A 17,476-nucleotide genomic window follows, 5' to 3' on the forward strand; every position below is an offset into this window, starting at 1 on the left:
GGAGGACTATTCCCCCGGCAGCAGGATGCCGTCGAGGATGAGAGCGCGGATGCGGGGCTCGAGGTCCGCCCACAGGTCGGCGAGCGGCACCTCGAACAGGTCAGCCAGCGCGGCCGCGATCTGCACCACGGTGAGTTCGCCGTCGCACGCGCCCACGAGACCGGCGAGCGCAGGGTCGACCGAGATCGTGCGCCCGAAGCCTCCGCCCTGACGCAGCTCGATCACGCTCGGGTCGTCGTCGCCCGGCATCAGGTGGCGTGCCTCAGTGACGTCGGAGGCCACCACCAGCGTCGTCGGCAGCCCGTCGGCGAGCACGTCCTGTGCCGCGAGACCGGTGGCGAGCGCGGCGCCGACGTTCGAGATGTGCTGGGCGATGCGCTCGGTGCGCCGCAGCGGTTCGCCGGACGTTCCCCGACGCATCAGCACGTAGCCGAAGCCGATCGAGGTCACTCCGCGGGCGGCGAAGTCGTCGAGCCACGCGGTCAGCAGCGGCGTGAAAGCGGGGTCGCGCGGCGTGGTGCCGCCATCGCGGATCCACAGCTCCGCATAGCCCAGGGGCGTGAGTTCCTCCCGCTCGATCACCCACAGGTCGAGGTCGGCGGGCACCCAGGCCTCGAGGCGTGCGAGCCCGGTGACGGCGGCCCTCGACTCCCAGTTGCCGAGCAGCTGCGCGATGCCGTTCCGCGTCAGATGGGCGGGGGCGCTGCGCACGAACTGCTCGACCAGCGCATCCCCGACGAGCCCGCCGTCACGGTATTCGTACGCCGGAACCCCCTCGACGCGCGGGGTGATCACGAACGGAGGATTCGAGACGATCAGGTCGAACGCCTCCCCCGCCACCGGTTCGAACATACTGCCGTGGCGGAACTCGATGTTCGTCACCCCGTTGAGGCGCGCATTGAGCTCGGCGAACGCGAGCGCCCGCGTCGAGATGTCTGTGGCGACCACGGTGCCCGCCCGTCGCGCGACGAGGAGCGCCTGGATGCCGCATCCGGTGCCGAGGTCGAGCGCGCGGTCCACTTCGATCGGGACGACGGTCTCGGCGAGCGTACGCGACGCTCCGCCGACACCGAGCACATGGTCTGGGGGCAACGGTCCGTCGAGCGCGACCTCATCGAGGTCGCTCGCGATCCACCATTCTCCGATTCCCTCTGCATCCACGAACGACTGCGGTCTCAGCAGGGCCGTCGGTGTCACGGTGTCGGCGTCGGTCTCGGCGAGACCCAGCGCCACGAGTCCGTCCACGCCCAGCTGCGGCAGGGCCTCGACCACGTGCGTGCGCGGTTGCGGCATCCCCAGCACGAGCAGACGACCGAGCGTCGCGAGCGTGCCGGAGTCCCCGTCGATGGCTCGTAGGATCGGCTCCCGCATCCCGCGGGCGAGTGCGTCGTCCGCCTCCTCGCCCCACAGGCGCCGCAGCGGCTCGGAGCGGAGGTCCGCGGCGTCGAGATCCGCGGCGAGCGCGGCCGTACGGAGCGGGTCGGGGACGGGAGCGGGGGTGTCGGACACGGCCGTCACTCTACGCGTCTTCAGGGTTCTCTTTCGTGGAGCCTCCTAGAATCACTAGGTCAGTACTCACGAGCAGCCCCGTCCCGGGCGTTCGAGGAAGACCTTCATGACCGCGATCACCCCCGACATCGGCCTCCGTGCGCGCCTGCGACGGCTCGCAGGCAGGACGGCTGTTCTCGCGATCGCACTCGGCGGCTGCGCGTTGGTCGCGCCGAGCGTGGCCGTCGCCGCCGATCAGGCGCAGACCGGCGACGAGCCAAGCGTCGAGCTGCATGTCTCGGCCGGTCTTCGCGGCCTCGTCGCGCCGGGATCCTCCACGTCGGCGATCGTCACGGTGCAGAACGGTGCCGACTCGGCGCTCAGCGCGGGTCAGGTCGAGGTCGAACTCAATCGCACGCCGCTCACCGATGCGGCGGCCGTGTCCACGTGGCTCGACGACGGCGACGCCGCAGGCGATTTCGCCTCCATCGGCGCGGATGACACCGACCCGATCGACGGCGATGCGTCGGCGACGACCACCGTCTTCGTGTCCGAGGCCACCCTGGGCGACCTCGCGCCCGGTGTCTACCCGCTGCGCGCGGAGCTCAGCGCATCGACCGGTGACCCCGCAGCCGAAGACACCGAGACCGTCGACGCGACCGCGACGAGCGTGCTGGTCGTCGCGGCCCCCCAGACCTCGCAGGTCGGAGTGCTCGTTCCCCTCACGGCGACGCCGGAAGGCGGCGCCCTGCTGTCGAGTGCTGAGCTCTCGGAGCTCACCGGTCCCGACGGAGCCCTGACCGCCCAGCTCGACGGCGTCGCCGGGACGACCGCCGTGCTGGCCATCGACCCGTCCATCCCCGCTGCGATCCGGGCGCTCGGCACCGCCGCCCCGGAGACCGCCCGTGACTGGATCACACGACTCGACAACCTGCCGAACGCGCGTTTCGCGCTGCAGTTCGGTGATGCGGATGCGACGGCGCAGGCGCAGGCGGGTCTGCCCGAGCTGCTCCAGCCCCGGGCTCTCGCCCCGTTGCTCGATCCCGCGAACTTCCCGCGCGTGCCGGTCACGGCCACACCGACCGATGCGACCGATGCGACGCCCGGTCCAACTCCGAGTGTCACGGAGTCCCCGGCACTTCCCAGCGACGACGAGCTCGCCGCGATCGACGGAGCGCTGCCGCACATCCTGTGGCCGCAGAGCCCGCTCACCTCAGCCGACCTGACCGCCTTCGCCGGCTACGTGGGCGACGACACCACGACGATCGTCTCGTCGGCGACGGTCGGCGGTCAGAGCACTGCTCATGCAACGGCCGGCGGCAACGACCTCCTGGTCACGGATGCTGCGACGTCCGACGTGTTCTCGCGGGTGGCGGCAGAGCGGAATCCCGCCGAGCGTCAGCGTCTTCTCGCCGAAGCCGCGGCACTCCTCCAGTTGGCACAGGGCAGCGCGCCCGCGGCTCCTCTGCTCATCGGACTCGACCGGGACGAGAACCGCACCTCCGACGCTCTCCGCGACGCGATCACCGCAGCCGATTCGGCCGGGTTCGAGCTCGCGACGCTCCGGGCAACCGCACCCGTCGCGGCGACCGTCGCCGGGGAGCCGGATGCCGCGCGAGCCAACGCCGTCACGACGCTCCTCGCGGATGAGTCCCGGCTCACCGCCTTCTCGTCGATCCTCGCCGACCCGCAGGTGCTGCTCAGCCCCGAGCGTATCCGGATCCTGCGCACGCTCTCCGTCGGAACGTCGGCCGACGCTTTCGCCGAGCGTCTTGCCGATCATCAGGCACAGACGACCGCCACTCTCAACGCGGTCAACATCCCTCAGTCCAGCACGATCCAGCTGCTCACGGCGAATGCCGATCTGCCGATCGCGGTGCGCAACGACCTGCCGTGGCCCGTGACGGTGCAGCTCTTCGTCTCGCCCACGGATCCGCGTCTCGAGGTCAGGTCCCCGGACGAGACGGTCGTGCAGGCTCAGTCCACGACCCGCATCAAGGTGCCGGTTTCGGCGCGGGTCGGCAGTGGCGAGGTCGACCTCCGACTCAGTCTCTACAGCCCCACGGGCGTGCAGATCCAGGGGGATCAGACGCTCAGGGTCGCGGTGCGTGCGGAGTGGGAGACGATCGGCCTCGTCGTCCTCGGCGGCATCATCGTGCTGCTGATCGCGCTCGGCGTGATCCGCACCGTGCGTCGCAAGCGCCGTGAGGCGTCCGAGGAATCGGCCGTCGAAGCGCAGATCGAAGCCCTGGAGGAAGAGGAAGCCGTGGAAGCCCGCCCGGATGCCGCCACGACAGAAGACCCGCGTGAGTAGCCTCGGCCGCGCCAGCGCCGTCATCGGCGCCGGCACGCTCGTCTCGCGCCTCACCGGCCTCCTGCGCAGCATCGTCCTGGTCGGCGTCCTCGGGTCCGTCGCATCCGAAGCGGCAGATGCGTTCACCTACGCGAACCAGCTGCCGAACAGCGTTTTCTCTCTGATCTCGGTCGGAATCCTTACAGCCGTCATCGTCCCCCAGATCGTCAAGGCGACGGCGGACGCTGACGGCGGCAACGCGTTCATCTCCAAGTTGTTCACCCTCGGCACCGTCGTTCTGGTCGTGGTGACGGGAATCGCGACCGCGGCGGCGCCATGGCTGGTGCATCTGGTCGCCGGCAAGGCGAACGAGTCCACTCTCGCCCTCGCCACGGCACTCGCCTATTGGTGCCTGCCACAGATCCTTCTCTACGGTCTCTACGCGATGCTCGGCGAGGCCCTCAACGCACGGAAGATCTTCGGTCCGTTCACGTGGGCACCTGTCGTCAACAACATCGTGTCGATCGCCGGCTTCCTCGCACTCGGCGCCCTCTTCGGCCCCGTGTCCACGAAGGCCGCTGACTGGACGCCGGAGATGATCACCCTGCTCGGTGCCACGGCCACTCTGGGCATCGCGCTCCAGGCCGTCGTACTGCTGGTTTTCTGGCGTCGCACAGGCCTCGCCCTGAAGCCCGACTTCCACTGGCGCGGCGTGGGTCTCGGCAACGTCGGACGCCTGGCGGGCTGGACGTTCCTCATGGCTTTCGCAAGCCTCTCCGCCGGAGTCCTCCAGGGTTACATCGTCAGTGAGGTCGCCGGTCTCGGTGCCTCCGCCACGGTGACGGCGAACGCCTGGCTCATCTTCATGCTCCCCTACTCGGTGATCGTGCTCTCGATCGGCACTCCTTACTTCACCCAGATCAGCGGTCACGCCGCCGCCGGGCGCGATGACGAGGTCCGCGCCGACATCGCACGGAGCATCCGCACCCTGCTGTTCTTCATCGTCGCAGCCACCGCCGCCGTCGCGGCCGCGGCTATCCCCGCGTCGCGGGTGTTCACTGACTCGGCCCCAGACGCCCAGGCTGCCGCCCTGGTGCTGATCGCCTACCTCGTCGGACTCATCCCGCTCACGATCCTGTTCATCGTCCAGCGCACGTTCTACGCGTACGACGACACGCGCACCCCGTTCTGGTTCACGATCTTCCAGTGCGTCCTCATCGTGGTCACCGCCCTCATCGCTCTCGGGATGCGCGAGGCGGGCATCATCCCGCTCACCGCTCTCGCCGCTGCCGTCGCACTCGGACAGTCCATCGCCAGCATCCTGCAGACGATCGTCGCCACCTACCTGCTGCACCGAAAGATCGGCGGCCTGCGGATCCGCTCCTGGATGTCTGCCATCGGTCGCTTCGCGATCGCCGGCATCCCCGCGGGTCTGGCCGGATGGGGCGCTTTCGCACTCCTGGGCGGCACCGCGGGATGGACGATGGACGACAAGATCCAGGGAGCCATCGGCACCGCCATCATCGGCCTCACCGTCGTGGTCGTCTACGTCGCGATCCTCGCCCTCATGCGCGCGCCCGAGCTCAAGGCGGCAGGCTCCCTCGTCCGTCGTTTCCTTCCCGGTCGCTGATCCGCGCGCGGAGGCGTCTCCCAGCCCGGTGGCGCACACTGGCGAGGGAATGCCGCGCGGTTACCATGGGTTGAAGCAGTCGAAGGTCATTCGACCGCAGTTTCTAAGACGGAGAGCACATGCGTCAGGTCATCATCATCGGCTCCGGCCCCGCCGGATTCACGGCTGCCATCTACGCGGCCAGGGCGAACCTCAAGCCGCTGCTCATCGCGAGTTCGGTCGAGGTGGGCGGCGAGCTCATGAACACCACCGAGGTCGAGAACTACCCGGGCTTCCCCGAGGGCATCCAGGGTCCCGAGCTGATGGCGAAGTTCCAGGAGCAGGCCGAGAAGTTCGGCACCGAGGTCCTGTACGACGACGTCACCGAGCTGCATCTCGACGGTCCCGTCAAGAAGGTCGTCCTCGGCAGCGGTGCAGAGCACGAGGCCCAGTCGCTGATCTACGCGACCGGCTCGGCATACCGCAAACTGCAGATCGAGGGCGAAGAGCGCCTCTCCGGCTACGGCGTCTCCTGGTGCGCGACCTGCGACGGGTTCTTCTTCCGCGAGAAGACGATCGCGGTCGTCGGCGGCGGTGACTCGGCCATGGAAGAGGCTACGTTCCTCACCCGTTTCGCCGAGAAGGTCTACGTGATCCACCGCAAGGACACGCTGCGGGCCTCCAAGATCATGCAGGAGCGCGCGTTCGCGAACGAGAAGATCGAGTTCGTGTGGAACAGCGAGGTCGCCGAGGTCCTCGGTGGCGACTCCGTCTCCGGTGTGCAGCTGCGCAACACGGTCGACGGCACGCTCAGCGACCTGCCCATCGACGGACTCTTCATCGCGATCGGCAACGACCCGCGCACGCACCTGGTGCACGACAAGCTCGAGCTGACCGCAGAGGGCACCATCTGGGTCGACGGCCGCTCGTCGAAGACCTCGGTTCCCGGTGTGTTCGCCGCCGGCGACGTGATCGACCCGACCTACCGCCAGGCCATCACGGCTGCCGGCACCGGAACGATCGCGGCGCTGGATGCAGAGCACTTCCTCGCGGATCTCGAGGATGCCTCCGTGGAGGTTCCGGCGGCGGAGGCCGCCGAGATCATCGTCGCCTGAGGCGGCGGGAACACTTTTCCCTCGTCCGCTGTTGTAGCAGGCGAACCCCAATCAAGGAGAACTCTGATGAGTGCAAAGGCTACGAGCCAGGCGACCTGGGAGCAGGACGTTCTGCAGGCCGACGGTCCGGTGCTGGTGGACTTCTGGGCTGAGTGGTGTGGTCCGTGTCGCATGGTCGCGCCGGTTCTGGACGAGATCCAGGCCGACAACCCCGACAAGATCACCATCGTCAAGCTCAACGTCGACGAGAACCCCGAGCTGGCGATGAAGTATCAGATCACGTCGATCCCGGCGATGAAGGTCTTCCAGGGCGGTGAGGTCAAGACGACCATCATCGGTGCGAAGCCGAAGTTCGCGCTCGAGAAGGACCTCGCCGCGTTCATCGGCTGATCCTCTGACGTCGAAAAGGCCGCCATCCCCCGGGGGTGGCGGCCTTTTCGTGTTCTCGGGCGGTCAGGACGCGTCTGCGACGCTGGGGTCCCAGCGACGGTGGCGCTGCTTCTCGTCGAGGAGCCCCCAGACGGCCGAGGTCAGTTCGGGATCCTCCAGCGCGATCTGGCGCAGCACACGGTAGTGCCGAGCGGCGTTCGGGCGCACTCCGTCGTTAGCGTTGATGTTGTCAGCGCGCAGGAGGTAGACGACCAACTCGTCGACACTCGGAAGCTCCTCCATGAACTCCCAGGGGTCCTCCCCACCGAGGAGGCGCTCCTGGATGAGCACCGCGAGTTCGTCCGCCGCCTCCGCGCGCAGCACTTCCAAGCTGGCTCGGCGCTGTACGGACTCGGTCATGCATCCAGCCTACGTCTGCTGTGCACCCCCGCGGCGCACGACCTTCATGTTCTCGGTCATCTCCTCGAGCTCCTTGCCCTTGGTCTCCGGAACCTTGAAGAACACGAAGAAGAACGACAGGAGGGCGAAGAACGCGTAGAAGCCGTAGGCGAACGTGAGTCCGATCTCGGCGAAGGCCGGGAACGTGGTCGAGATGAAGAAGTTCGCGACCCACTGTGCGGCTGCGGCCACGGCGAGAGCGCCGGCGCGGATGGAGTTCGGGAAGATCTCGCCCAGCAGAACCCATACGAGCGGGCCCCAGCTCGCGCCGAAGAAGACCACGAAGCCGTTCGCGCAGATCAGGGCGATGGTCGCCCACGGGTCGGGAAGCGTCGCCGTGCCCTGGGCATCGAGGGTTCCGAACGAGAACGCGACTGCCATGAGCCCGAGTGTCACCGTCATGCCGACGGAACCCACGAGGAGCATGATCCGTCGCCCGATCTTGTCGACCAGGAGGATCGCCACGATCGTGACGACGATATTCGTGACCGACGTGATGACAGAGGTGAGCAGCGCGCTCGACTCGTCGAAACCGACGGACTGCCAGAGGGTCGTCGAGTAGTAGAAGATCACGTTGATGCCGACGAACTGCTGGAACACCGAGAGCAGGATGCCGATCCAGACGATCGGCTTCAGCCCGAGGCGGTTACCCCGGAGGTCCCGCAGGGACTCAGAACGCTCCGTGTTGATCGTTCCGGTGATCTCCTTGATCTTCGCGTCGGTGTCGACCGTCCCCGTGACGGTCTCCAGAACCTCGGCTGCCCGTTCCAGCTCACCTTTTCGCACCAGATAGCGCGGCGATTCCGGTAGCCGCAGCGACACGAGCCCGTAGACGAGGGCGGGGATCGCCGCGACCATGAACATCCAGCGCCAAGCAGTGAGCCCCCAGAGCGGCTGATCGGCGGCGCCGGCGATGTTCGCGAGCAGCGCGTCGGAGAGGAGCGCCGCGAAGATACCGGTCACGATGGCAAGCTGCTGCAGGGATCCGAGGCGCCCGCGCACGGCGGCCGGTGAGACCTCGGCGATGTAGGCGGGAGCGATGACCGACGCCGCCCCGACACCCAGTCCGCCGATCACTCGCCAGACGATCAGATCGATGACCCCGAACGCGAGTCCGGAACCGATGGCGGAGACGAAGAACATCCCCGCAGCGACCACCATCACGGGGATGCGCCCGTACTTGTTGGACACCGGCCCCGCGAACCAGGCACCCACGGCGCAGCCGATGAGGGCCGAGGAGACGGCGAAGCCCTTCAGTGCGGTGCCGAGGTCGAACCCGGAGACGTCACCGGCGAGCGCGTCGACGGCTCCGTTGATCACGGCGGTGTCGAATCCGAAGAGGAAACCACCCAACGCGGCCGCGATACTCACCGCGATCACGCGGCGTTTGATGGCAGCTGGACCTGATGCTTTGGACATGACTGACTCCCCCTCGACGTCAAGATGACGCGAGTCTAGATGAAGGGTGGACGACGGTGGGTGTTACCTGGCGGAGCCGTAACCGCTCTCGCCAAGCTCTTCGAGAATGCGATTGAGATCCTGGATCGAGGCGAAATCAATCGTGACCTGGCCTTTTCGAGCGCCCAGTGCGATCTTGACGCGGGTGTTCAGCCGATCGCCGAGCTTTCCGGCGACCTCGTCGAGGTATGCCCGACGCGCGCCGGGAGTCGCCTTCGTCGTCTTGCCGGCCGAGGGCTGCGACTTGGCCGCCTCTTCCGTCGCGCGCACGGACAGGTCTTCGTTCACGACCTTGTCGGCGAGGCGCTGCATCGATTCCGGAGTCTCGAGGCTGAGGATCGCGCGGGCGTGGCCTGCCGTGAGCACGCCCGCGGCGACGCGCTGCTGCACCGGGACAGGCAGTTTCAGCAGGCGGATCGTGTTGCTGATCTGGGGGCGCGAGCGGCCGATGCGGGTCGCCAGCTCCTCCTGCGTGATGCCGAAGTCCTCAAGGAGCTGCTGGTACGCGGAAGCCTCTTCCAACGGGTTGAGCTCGGACCGGTGCAGGTTCTCGAGCAGGGCGTCGCGGAGGAGATCCTCATCGGCCGTCTCACGGACGATCGCGGGAATCGTGTCGAGACCTGCCTCACGAGCGGCCCGCGTACGCCGCTCCCCCATGATCAGCTCGTACTCGCCCTCGGTGTTCTTGCGAACGACCACGGGCTGCAGCACGCCGAACTCGCGCACGCTGTGCACCAGTTCCGCCAGGTCTTCCGGGTTGAAGTGCGTCCGCGGCTGGCGCGGGTTCGGGACGATCGCGTTCGGGTCGACCTGGATCAGATGGATCCCCGGAACCTCTTCCAGTGCCTGCACCTCGGCGTCGGGTCCGACGGTCGCCTCGGCGACGCTCGGCCGCAGGCTCGCACCGGGGAAGAAGACGTCGACGGGACGCTCCGCCTGATCAGCCGTGGGGATCAGGGCTCCGATACCCCGACCCAGTCCAGTGCGCTTGGCCATCATTTCTCCTTGCTCTGCGTCGCGGTCCGCGACGCGATCTCGACAGCGGCCTCGCGGTAGGCGATGGCGCCGGCGGATTGTCCGTCATAAGCGATCACGGTCTGCCCGAAGCTCGGCGCCTCCGATACTCGGACCGAGCGTGGAATCACCGTCTCCAGCACCTGCTCCGGGAAGTGCGTCCGCACCTCGTCCGCAACCTGCTGGGCGAGGCGGGTCCGGCCGTCGAACATCGTCAGCAGGATCGTGGAGAGATGCAGGTCGGGATTCAGATGCTTCTGGATCATCTGGATGCTGCCGAGCAGCTGGCTCAGCCCTTCCAGGGCGTAGTACTCGCACTGAATCGGTATGAACACCTCGGATGCCGCCGTGAACGCGTTGATCGTGAGCAGCCCCAGCGACGGCGGGCAGTCGATGATCACGAAGTCCATCGGGTTGTCGGCGAGGTAGTCCACGAGCGCGCGACGCAGGCGGTGCTCACGGGCCACCTGTGCGACGAGTTCGATCTCCGCCCCTGCGAGGTGGATCGTGCTGGGCGCGCAGAAGAGATTGGGGTCTTCCGGACTCGGCTGCACGATATCTGCGAGAGGGAATTCCTCGATGAGGACGTCGTACACGCTGGGGATATCGGCGCTGTGAGGAACACCCAACGCCGTCGAGGCATTGCCCTGCGGGTCGAGATCGATGACGAGGACCTTCGCCCCCAAGCCGGCGAGGGCGGAAGCGATGTTGACGGCCGTCGTGGTCTTTCCCACGCCGCCCTTCTGGTTCGATACCGTCAGGACGCGCGTCTCGCCGCTGAACTCCACCGACGTGGCTTCCAGCGCACGCCTCCGGGCTGAAAGGTCGGCGATCTCCCGCGCGAGCGGCGTGTCCATCCCGAACGATTCGTTCGACGATGTCTTCTCGGATTGTTTCACGTGAAACATCCACTCCTTTCGGGGCCGCGTTCCACTCTAATCGCTGCCGGCGACACCGGCTTACGCCCGCACCGAGCGGGATCTCGCAACCCCCAAGAATGGGCCGTACACCTGGCGGGGAAGGACGCTGCGTCAGATCGGTGCGCCCATCGGCCCACCCGCACTTGGATGGACAGGGCGCCATGCTTCACGTGAAACATGGTCTTCGTCTGCTGATTCTCAGTCCGAGACGACATGCCGAGAGGTCACCGGTGTCAGAGTATCCCCCAGCGGCGTGTCGGTTGTCCGGCTCCTATCCGCCCCGCACACCGAAGCGATAGGCGAATGCCGCTGCGCCTGCGACGTCGGCGTCCTATTCCGACGTCCGTGGTGTGCCCGAACGCAGTCTCACGACACAGTGCCCACACGAAACATGCCCCGCCCTCCCCCAACGAGCCACCCCCACAGCTCATTCCCCACGGGGCGCTCCCCCTGGCCCACCGCCCGTGGGAGGCCGCCCGCGGCTCACTCCCGACGGCTCGCTCGCTCGGCTCACCCCCAAGGACACACTCCCAGGAACACTTCCACACGGTGCACTCCCAGGGCGCACTCCCGCGGTTTCCCGCATGCCGCACTCCCCTCCGAGCTCGCCCGCGTGCCGCTCCCGCGCGCGGCCGCCGAAGAAGGCTTCCGTTTCACGTGAAACAATGCCCCAGCCGCGGTGTGAGCCCGTGCTCGTCACATCTGGTCGTCGCGTCCGAACGTCCCAGGTCGGCAGAGGTGTCGCGCGCCCCAGTCGTCGATCGGCACCGCGTCCCCGAGCGTCAGGCGATCCTCCGTCGCAGCACGCACCCTGGAGGACGGCTCGCCCGCCGCGGCCACGCACCCGCCCCACTCGTGTTATCTCAGGCTCCTCATCGTCGCAAACCCCTCGCCGCGCCATCGCATCCGCGGATCGTGCCAGACACATCCTGCTCAGCCCCACCCACGGATGTCGTTCCCCTGAAAGAGGCGTTCGCCTCCTCAACCCGATACCTCGAACGCCAGACTGAGAACGACGCATCGACAACTGCCCTCAGGAGTCGACCGTGTGCCCCTCACCCGACTCGCTTGGGCCTGCAAGCAGTCGAGCAGGTCTCCAACGCCATCGTGTCCGCAAACCGACGCGGAAAGCGCTACTCGGTCCGCTCCCGCTGCCGGTCAGCGCAGGTTAGGTGCGAGAAGACGTCCGCGCCACGACTCGGTGCGACCCCCCACCACGCCGAACAACATCCGACCACCGAGAAGTACTTGTCCCAGTGGCACCGTCTGCGCAGCCCCACGAGGCATCGGACAGCCTCAGCGTCAAGGGGGCATCCAGATCCACCATATGTCGCGCCCCTCAGTTCCCCGCCGGGCCAGCACCCTTCCGTTTCACGTGAAACATCGCGACTACCCACGACACGAAGCTGGCTCCGAGAATGGCGCCCAATGCCTCGGGAGCGATCAGATGGGACGGAGGGTCATCCACTTCCGCATCAGTACTGATTCCGACTGGTCCGTCGGGGTTGCCTCAATAGATCAAGTGTTCGGTGCGCAGTCGCCACGGGAAGCCACCACCTGGTCTTCAATTCCACGAACGTCAGCCACTCCAACGTCCATCGCGCATTCGGCGCTCAGCGCGATGATCGTCAAATCCTGAACAAGCACGGGGTCCGGCGCACAGGACTCCACACAGCACCGATGTTTCACGTGAAACATCCACACCGAAATACCCCCACACACGAAAACGGGGTGTTTCACGTGAAACACCCCGTTAGCGATTCGTGAGAAGTTCAGCGAACGCGAGCTCGCACCACGCGGGTCGTCTCTGGGAGCACGCCATCACCCAGCACTTCCACACGCACGTCAGAGAGACGGAACTTCTTGATCTGCTTCTGGGCGGCCTCGACCTCGTTCGCCGCATTCATTCCCTTGAGCAGCGTGAGCTCTCCCCCGTCGCGCACCAGTGGTGCCGTGATCGGGATCAGAGTCCGGAGCGCACTCACCGCGCGGGCGGTAACCACGTCGAAGTCACCGGCAGGCACGTCTTCGGCGCGCGAACGCAGCACGGTGGTGTTGGTGAGGCCCAGGGCTGACACCTGCTCATTCAGCCAGGTGACTCGGCGTTCCATGGGTTCGACCAGCGTCCACTGCACGTCAGGGCGTGCGATAGCCAACACGATCCCGGGGAGACCGGCGCCGGACCCGATATCGGCGACAGCACCGTGGAAGAGCGGCGCGGCGATCACACTGTTCAGGATGTGTCGAGTCCACAGACGAGGAAGCTCCAGAGGACCGATGAGTCCCCGCTCCTCACCTTCGCGTGCGAGCGCTTCCGTGAAGGCACGTGCGACGTCGATGCGATCCCCGAACAGTTCCGCAGAGATCGCCGGCTCCTGCTCGAGCTCACTCATGGTTGTCCGGAAGGCACAGATGTTTCACGTGAAACATCAACGACGGCGGAGAACCGTGTGACGGTCGGCGCCCTCGCCGTACGACTCGGAGACGAGCCCGCGCTCCGCCGCGATGTCATGCACGAGCTTGCGCTCATAGCTCGACATCGAAGGCAGAGATGCCTGCGACGAACCCTCATCGAGCATGGCAGCAGCCGCGTCGACGAGAGTCTCGAGCTGGCGGCGGCGCGTGTCCCGTGAGCCGGCGATGTCGAGGATGAGTCTCGAGAACGAACCGGTCTTGCTCTGCACCGCCAGACGCGTCAGCTCCTGCAGCGCCTGCACAGTGTCGGGTGCGGAGAGCAGGGAGAGCCCATCGCCCTCCGCTTCGATCGAGACGTAGGCTCGGCCCTGACGAACGTCGAGATTCAGGTCTCCGTCGATGTCGGCGATGTCGAGGAGTTCCTCGAGGTAGTCCGCCGCGACATCGCCTTCGTTCTCGAGCTGAGCAACGGTCGGCTCGGTGTTCTCGGTCATGGTCTCGCTCATGAACCGCTCCCCTTCTTCTTCGCGCGCTTCTTGCCCACCGGCTGCTGACGCTTCGGTGCTTCGGCCTTCGCCTTCTCGGCCTCTTCGAGCAGGCGCTGCTGCTCCGCCTCATAAGCGGCCATCGGGACAACCTTGCCGGAGGAATCGATCGCCTTGCCCTTGCGAGCCAGCCGTTCTTCACGGGCCTTCGCGGCTTCCGAACCAGGCGTGGGCATCTCACGGATGACGAGGAACTGCTGTCCCATGGTCCAGAGGTTCGAGATGAACCAGTACACGACGACGCCGAGGGGGAAGAAGATACCCGAGAAGATGAAGCCCAGCGGCAGCACGTAGAGCATGATCTTCTGCATCTGGTACGCCTGGCCGGTCTTGGCCTCGGGCGACAGGTTCTTCGAGATGATCTGCAGCTGCGTGAAGAACTGCGAGCCGATCATGAGCACCACGAGCGTGACCAGGATGATGATCGCCGTGGTGTTCTGAGCGTCGACCGCGTCACCCAGGGTCTCGTGCAGCGAAGCGACGCCGAACAGCTTGGCGTCATAGAACTCCATCGTGAGTTCCGGGCTCAGCAGCCCGACGCCACCCACGTTGTCCTTCGCATGCTTACTGACGTCACTCAGAACGCTGAACAGCGAGAAGAAGATCGGCATCTGGACGAGAAGGGGAAGGCAGCTCGACATCGGCGTCGTGCCGTGCTTCTTGTACAAGCCCATGGTCTCGCGGCTCATGGCCTCACGCGAGAGCTGATCCTTCTTGCCGCGGTACTTCTCCTGAACTTTTCGCAGTTCAGGAGCGATTTCCATCATCTTTCGCTGGCTCTTGATCTGCTTCACGAAGAGCGGGATCAGCGCAGCGCGGACGACGATGACGAGTCCCACGATCGACAACACCCAGGTGAGACCGGATGCAGCAGGAAGGCCGACGGCCGTCAGAAGCCAGTGCCAGGCGACGAGGATGAGTTCGACGACCCACTTCAGCGGCCAGAGGATGGTGCCGATCAGATCGAAGCCACCCGCAGCAGGGGCATCGCTGGGAGTGGAGCTGGCTAGCAGAAGGTCAAGACCCACCGATCAGTCCTTTCGGGAAGGGACGACGAAACCGTGTGCAGTCAGGTCGTAGCGGAAGTGTTCATGCGGACGGACGTCGTCGACGCCACCGCTGGTCCAGGGATTGCAGCGGAGGATGCGCCATGCCGAGAGCACCGCCCCCTTCACCGCGCCGTGCTGCTGCACCGCACCTACAGCGTAGGCGGAACAGCTGGGGTAGTACGCACAGACATCTCCATACATCGGGGAGATGACCTTGCGGTACGCCGTGAGGAAGCCCAGCACGAGATTGCGGGGGATCACGGGGATGCTGCGAAGGAGGTCTCGCGTATGCAGATGTGCGTTCCCGACGGAAGAGGCGGGCAGCGCGGTCATGCCGACACCGCGGGCTGCACGGGCGCGAGTCTGTTCAGACACCGATCTACGTCGGCACGGAGTTCCGCGAACGACGCGGTCGCCGACGCAGGAAGGGCACGGATGACGACATCCGTGCCCTCGGGTACACGTTGCAGCGCCTCCGCGCACACGGCTTTGAGTCGCCGACGCACGGTGTTGCGCACCACAGCGGTGCCCACCTGCTTGCTGATGATGAATCCGAACCTTGCGGCTCTGCTCTCGCCCGTCGTCAACATCGAGGTGATGACGCGCGCCCCGCCACAACGGGATCCGCGTCGAACGACCAGACGGTAGTCGCTCCCGCGGGTCAGCCGATACGGGCGGGCGAGCACAGTGGACTACGCAGAGAGCTCGGTGCGGCCCTTCGCACGGCGGGCAGCGAGGATGCCGCGGCCGGCACGCGTGCGCATGCGGGCACGGAAACCGTGCTTCTTGGCGCGACGACGGTTGTTGGGCTGGAAAGTGCGCTTGCTCATGGAATCACTCCGGGAATGCTGCCACCGGATTCACTTCGACCGGAGACATGGGGAACTGCCGAAAAAGGCATAAGTCAACCGACTTAGGGTACGTCTTACCGGCGCGCAGAGCAAATCTGCGCGCTTCCGTGGTGTGACACCGGCACGAACCGCACAGCCATTATCCACAACCGGGGCGCGCCCGGCGAGTACAACACGCGCGCGTATTTTCAAGGGCAGGTTGCCGTTCACAGCCGCGATGACTACCGTGGCATCCTAAGTTATCCACAGGGGCACGGTACGTCGACCCCGCCTCGATTCCTCGTCCGGAGCGTCATGTCATCACCTGCCCAGCCCGACGTCCCGATCTGGACCACGGTGCAGGAGCTTCTGGTCGATGATGATCGCGTCACTCCCCAACTGCAGGGATTCCTGAGTCTGGCCGTCCCGGCCGGCGTCATGTCCGCGACGCTGTACCTCGAGGTACCGAACGACCTGACGGCCGCGCAGATCAACAAGCGTCTCCGGCTGCCGATCATGGAAGCCCTCTCGCACATCGGCGACGAGGTCACCTCGTATCGGGTCGTGGTCAACCACGAGCTCGCCGAACAGCAGGCGGCTCCGATCGCGGTCGGTGACTTCGGGCGGCACGAGCAGGTCCGCGTGGAGTCGCCGATGGAGCAGCCGACGCAGCTGCGCCACGAATCGCGACTCAACCCGAAATACACCTTCGACAACTTCGTGATCGGCCAGTCCAACCGCTTCGCACACGCAGCGGCCGTCGCTGTAGCCGAAGCCCCGGCGAAGGCCTACAACCCGCTCTTCATCTACGGCGACTCCGGACTCGGGAAGACGCACCTCCTCCACGCCATCGGAGACTATGCGCAGTCCCTCTATGCCGGGGTCAAGGTCCGCTACGTCTCGAGTGAGGAGTTCACCAACGACTTCATCAACTCGATCGCGAACAACCGTGGCGCCGCGTTCCAAGCCAGGTACCGCGACGTCGACATCCTCCTGATCGACGACATCCAGTTCCTGCAGGGGCGAGCCGAGACGCAGGAAGCCTTCTTCCACACCTTCAACACGCTGCACGATCACAACAAGCAGGTCGTGATCACGAGCGACGTGGCCCCGAAGCACCTGACCGGCTTCGAGGATCGGATGCGGAGCCGCTTCGAATGGGGTCTGATCACCGACGTGCAGGCGCCCGACTTGGAGACACGCATCGCCATCCTTAGGAAGAAGGCGCAGAGCGAGGCACTGCACATCCCGGACGAGGTTCTCGAGTACATCGCGACCGTCGTCTCGTCGAACATCCGTGAGCTCGAGGGCGCCCTCATCCGGGTTTCTGCCTTCGCCAGCCTGAATCGGTCGGCACTCGACATCTCGTTGGCTCAGACTGTGCTCCGCGACATCATCGATACGGCCGAGGACAACATCATCTCGCCGACCGACATCATCACGGCCACCGCACAGTACTTCAAGCTCACTGTCGACGATCTCTACGGCTCCAGTCGATCGCAGCAGATCGCCACTGCTCGTCAGATCGCCATGTACCTCTGTCGAGAGCGCACCAGCCTGTCCCTGCCGAAGATCGGTCAGCTGTTCGGCAACCGTGATCACACCACCGTCATGTACGCGTACAAGAAGATCAGCGAGCTCATGAAGGAGCGCCGCTCGATCTACAACCAGGTCACCGAGATCACCACGCAGCTCGGTCGTCGCTGACCCCGCGACCACACGCACGAGGGGGACTCGGCATCCGAAGGGGTGCCGAGTCCCCCTTTTTCGCGTCTTGACAGGACGGCCAGGCGTCCGATAAATGCTTCTATGCACATGTGGATAACTTGTGGATGACGGGCACTCAGATCGGGACGGATGTGGGTCAATCGGTCAAACCTGTGGATAACTGTGGAAGAGCCACCGCACCTCC

At 66.0% G+C, this 17,476-nt stretch carries 16 protein-coding genes; 5 read left to right on the forward strand and 11 right to left on the reverse strand.

Annotated features, from left to right (window positions below):
• Positions 1 to 6: 6 nt before the first annotated feature.
• Positions 7 to 1,518, reverse strand: coding sequence for a class I SAM-dependent methyltransferase (locus ACFC14_RS05635; protein WP_376101694.1), 1,512 nt, complete (start codon positions 1,516 to 1,518; stop codon positions 7 to 9).
• Between the two features lie 97 nt (positions 1,519 to 1,615).
• On the opposite strand from ACFC14_RS05635, the gene ACFC14_RS05640 reads away from it, so the two are divergent.
• The 4 genes from ACFC14_RS05640 to trxA all read left to right on the forward strand — a co-directional run bounded on the left by ACFC14_RS05640 (position 1,616) and on the right by trxA (position 6,895).
• Positions 1,616 to 3,802, forward strand: coding sequence for a DUF6049 family protein (locus ACFC14_RS05640; protein ID WP_376101696.1), 2,187 nt, complete (start codon positions 1,616 to 1,618; stop codon positions 3,800 to 3,802).
• Positions 3,795 to 5,411 (forward strand): murein biosynthesis integral membrane protein MurJ, encoded by a 1,617-nt coding sequence (gene murJ / locus ACFC14_RS05645; RefSeq protein WP_376101697.1) that lies wholly within the window; start codon positions 3,795 to 3,797, stop codon positions 5,409 to 5,411. Before ACFC14_RS05640 ends, murJ begins: the two co-directional genes overlap by 8 nt.
• A gap of 119 nt (positions 5,412 to 5,530) precedes the next feature.
• Positions 5,531 to 6,505, forward strand: coding sequence for a thioredoxin-disulfide reductase (gene trxB / locus ACFC14_RS05650; RefSeq protein ID WP_376101699.1), 975 nt, complete (start codon positions 5,531 to 5,533; stop codon positions 6,503 to 6,505).
• Between the two features lie 66 nt (positions 6,506 to 6,571).
• Positions 6,572 to 6,895, forward strand: a complete 324-nt coding sequence (gene trxA, locus ACFC14_RS05655) for a thioredoxin (protein WP_136042550.1) — start codon at positions 6,572 to 6,574, stop codon at positions 6,893 to 6,895.
• Positions 6,896 to 6,958: 63 nt separating this feature from the next.
• Here the strand turns inward: trxA and ACFC14_RS05660 are convergent, their stop codons facing one another.
• The 10 genes from ACFC14_RS05660 to rpmH form a co-directional block, all read right to left on the reverse strand.
• Entirely contained in the window at positions 6,959 to 7,294 is a 336-nt protein-coding gene (locus ACFC14_RS05660; RefSeq protein ID WP_376101701.1) for a tryptophan synthase subunit alpha, read from the reverse strand.
• Between the two features lie 9 nt (positions 7,295 to 7,303).
• Positions 7,304 to 8,752 carry a sugar porter family MFS transporter gene (locus ACFC14_RS05665; RefSeq protein WP_376101703.1) on the reverse strand — a complete coding sequence of 483 codons (1,449 nt, stop codon included), beginning with the start codon at positions 8,750 to 8,752 and terminating at the stop codon, positions 7,304 to 7,306.
• A gap of 63 nt (positions 8,753 to 8,815) precedes the next feature.
• Positions 8,816 to 9,787: a ParB/RepB/Spo0J family partition protein gene (locus ACFC14_RS05670; protein ID WP_376101705.1), complete on the reverse strand. Its 972-nt coding sequence runs from the start codon at positions 9,785 to 9,787 to the stop codon at positions 8,816 to 8,818.
• Positions 9,787 to 10,713, reverse strand: coding sequence for a ParA family protein (locus ACFC14_RS05675; RefSeq protein WP_376101707.1), 927 nt, complete (start codon positions 10,711 to 10,713; stop codon positions 9,787 to 9,789). Before ACFC14_RS05675 ends, ACFC14_RS05670 begins: the two co-directional genes overlap by 1 nt.
• A gap of 1,784 nt (positions 10,714 to 12,497) precedes the next feature.
• Positions 12,498 to 13,118: a 16S rRNA (guanine(527)-N(7))-methyltransferase RsmG gene (gene rsmG / locus ACFC14_RS05680; RefSeq protein ID WP_376101709.1), complete on the reverse strand. Its 621-nt coding sequence runs from the start codon at positions 13,116 to 13,118 to the stop codon at positions 12,498 to 12,500.
• Between the two features lie 36 nt (positions 13,119 to 13,154).
• A complete protein-coding gene (locus tag ACFC14_RS05685) occupies positions 13,155 to 13,646 on the reverse strand; it encodes a protein jag (RefSeq protein WP_376101711.1) in 492 nt (163 codons plus the stop codon).
• Positions 13,643 to 14,713 carry a membrane protein insertase YidC gene (gene yidC, locus ACFC14_RS05690; RefSeq protein ID WP_376101713.1) on the reverse strand — a complete coding sequence of 357 codons (1,071 nt, stop codon included), beginning with the start codon at positions 14,711 to 14,713 and terminating at the stop codon, positions 13,643 to 13,645. The genes ACFC14_RS05685 and yidC overlap by 4 nt, the downstream gene beginning before the upstream one ends.
• Positions 14,714 to 14,716: 3 nt before the next feature.
• Complete coding sequence (yidD, locus tag ACFC14_RS05695) at positions 14,717 to 15,067, reverse strand: membrane protein insertion efficiency factor YidD (protein ID WP_376101715.1); 351 nt, start codon at positions 15,065 to 15,067, stop codon at positions 14,717 to 14,719.
• Positions 15,064 to 15,420 carry a ribonuclease P protein component gene (rnpA, locus tag ACFC14_RS05700; protein ID WP_376101717.1) on the reverse strand — a complete coding sequence of 119 codons (357 nt, stop codon included), beginning with the start codon at positions 15,418 to 15,420 and terminating at the stop codon, positions 15,064 to 15,066. The genes yidD and rnpA overlap by 4 nt, the downstream gene beginning before the upstream one ends.
• A 6-nt stretch (positions 15,421 to 15,426) precedes the next feature.
• The gene (rpmH, locus tag ACFC14_RS05705; RefSeq protein WP_013584598.1) at positions 15,427 to 15,564 is read right to left on the reverse strand and encodes a 50S ribosomal protein L34; all 138 of its coding nucleotides are present in this window, start codon (positions 15,562 to 15,564) and stop codon (positions 15,427 to 15,429) included.
• 438 nt (positions 15,565 to 16,002) lie between these two features.
• Between rpmH and dnaA the strand changes: the two genes are divergently transcribed.
• Complete coding sequence (gene dnaA, locus ACFC14_RS05710) at positions 16,003 to 17,271, forward strand: chromosomal replication initiator protein DnaA (protein WP_376107113.1); 1,269 nt, start codon at positions 16,003 to 16,005, stop codon at positions 17,269 to 17,271.
• Positions 17,272 to 17,476 lie beyond the last annotated feature (205 nt).

This window comes from Microbacterium sp. NPDC055988 (genome assembly GCF_042269505.1).
Taxonomy (GTDB): Bacteria; Actinomycetota; Actinomycetes; order Actinomycetales; family Microbacteriaceae; genus Microbacterium.

What these genes read in the sequence shown, in the direction of transcription:
- rpmH (WP_013584598.1), bottom strand. Translation starts at nt 15,564, where the DNA reads ATGAGCAAGCGCACTTTCCAGCCCAACAACCGTCGTCGCGCCAAGAAG.
- trxA (WP_136042550.1), top strand. Translation starts at nt 6,572, where the DNA reads ATGAGTGCAAAGGCTACGAGCCAGGCGACCTGGGAGCAGGACGTTCTG.
- ACFC14_RS05670 (WP_376101705.1), bottom strand. Translation starts at nt 9,787, where the DNA reads ATGGCCAAGCGCACTGGACTGGGTCGGGGTATCGGAGCCCTGATCCCC.
- trxB (WP_376101699.1), top strand. Translation starts at nt 5,531, where the DNA reads ATGCGTCAGGTCATCATCATCGGCTCCGGCCCCGCCGGATTCACGGCT.
- ACFC14_RS05685 (WP_376101711.1), bottom strand. Translation starts at nt 13,646, where the DNA reads ATGAGCGAGACCATGACCGAGAACACCGAGCCGACCGTTGCTCAGCTC.
- yidD (WP_376101715.1), bottom strand. Translation starts at nt 15,067, where the DNA reads ATGACCGCGCTGCCCGCCTCTTCCGTCGGGAACGCACATCTGCATACG.
- ACFC14_RS05665 (WP_376101703.1), bottom strand. Translation starts at nt 8,752, where the DNA reads ATGTCCAAAGCATCAGGTCCAGCTGCCATCAAACGCCGCGTGATCGCG.
- rsmG (WP_376101709.1), bottom strand. Translation starts at nt 13,118, where the DNA reads ATGAGTGAGCTCGAGCAGGAGCCGGCGATCTCTGCGGAACTGTTCGGG.
- ACFC14_RS05660 (WP_376101701.1), bottom strand. Translation starts at nt 7,294, where the DNA reads ATGACCGAGTCCGTACAGCGCCGAGCCAGCTTGGAAGTGCTGCGCGCG.
- ACFC14_RS05640 (WP_376101696.1), top strand. Translation starts at nt 1,616, where the DNA reads ATGACCGCGATCACCCCCGACATCGGCCTCCGTGCGCGCCTGCGACGG.
- dnaA (WP_376107113.1), top strand. Translation starts at nt 16,003, where the DNA reads ATGTCCGCGACGCTGTACCTCGAGGTACCGAACGACCTGACGGCCGCG.
- ACFC14_RS05675 (WP_376101707.1), bottom strand. Translation starts at nt 10,713, where the DNA reads ATGTTTCACGTGAAACAATCCGAGAAGACATCGTCGAACGAATCGTTC.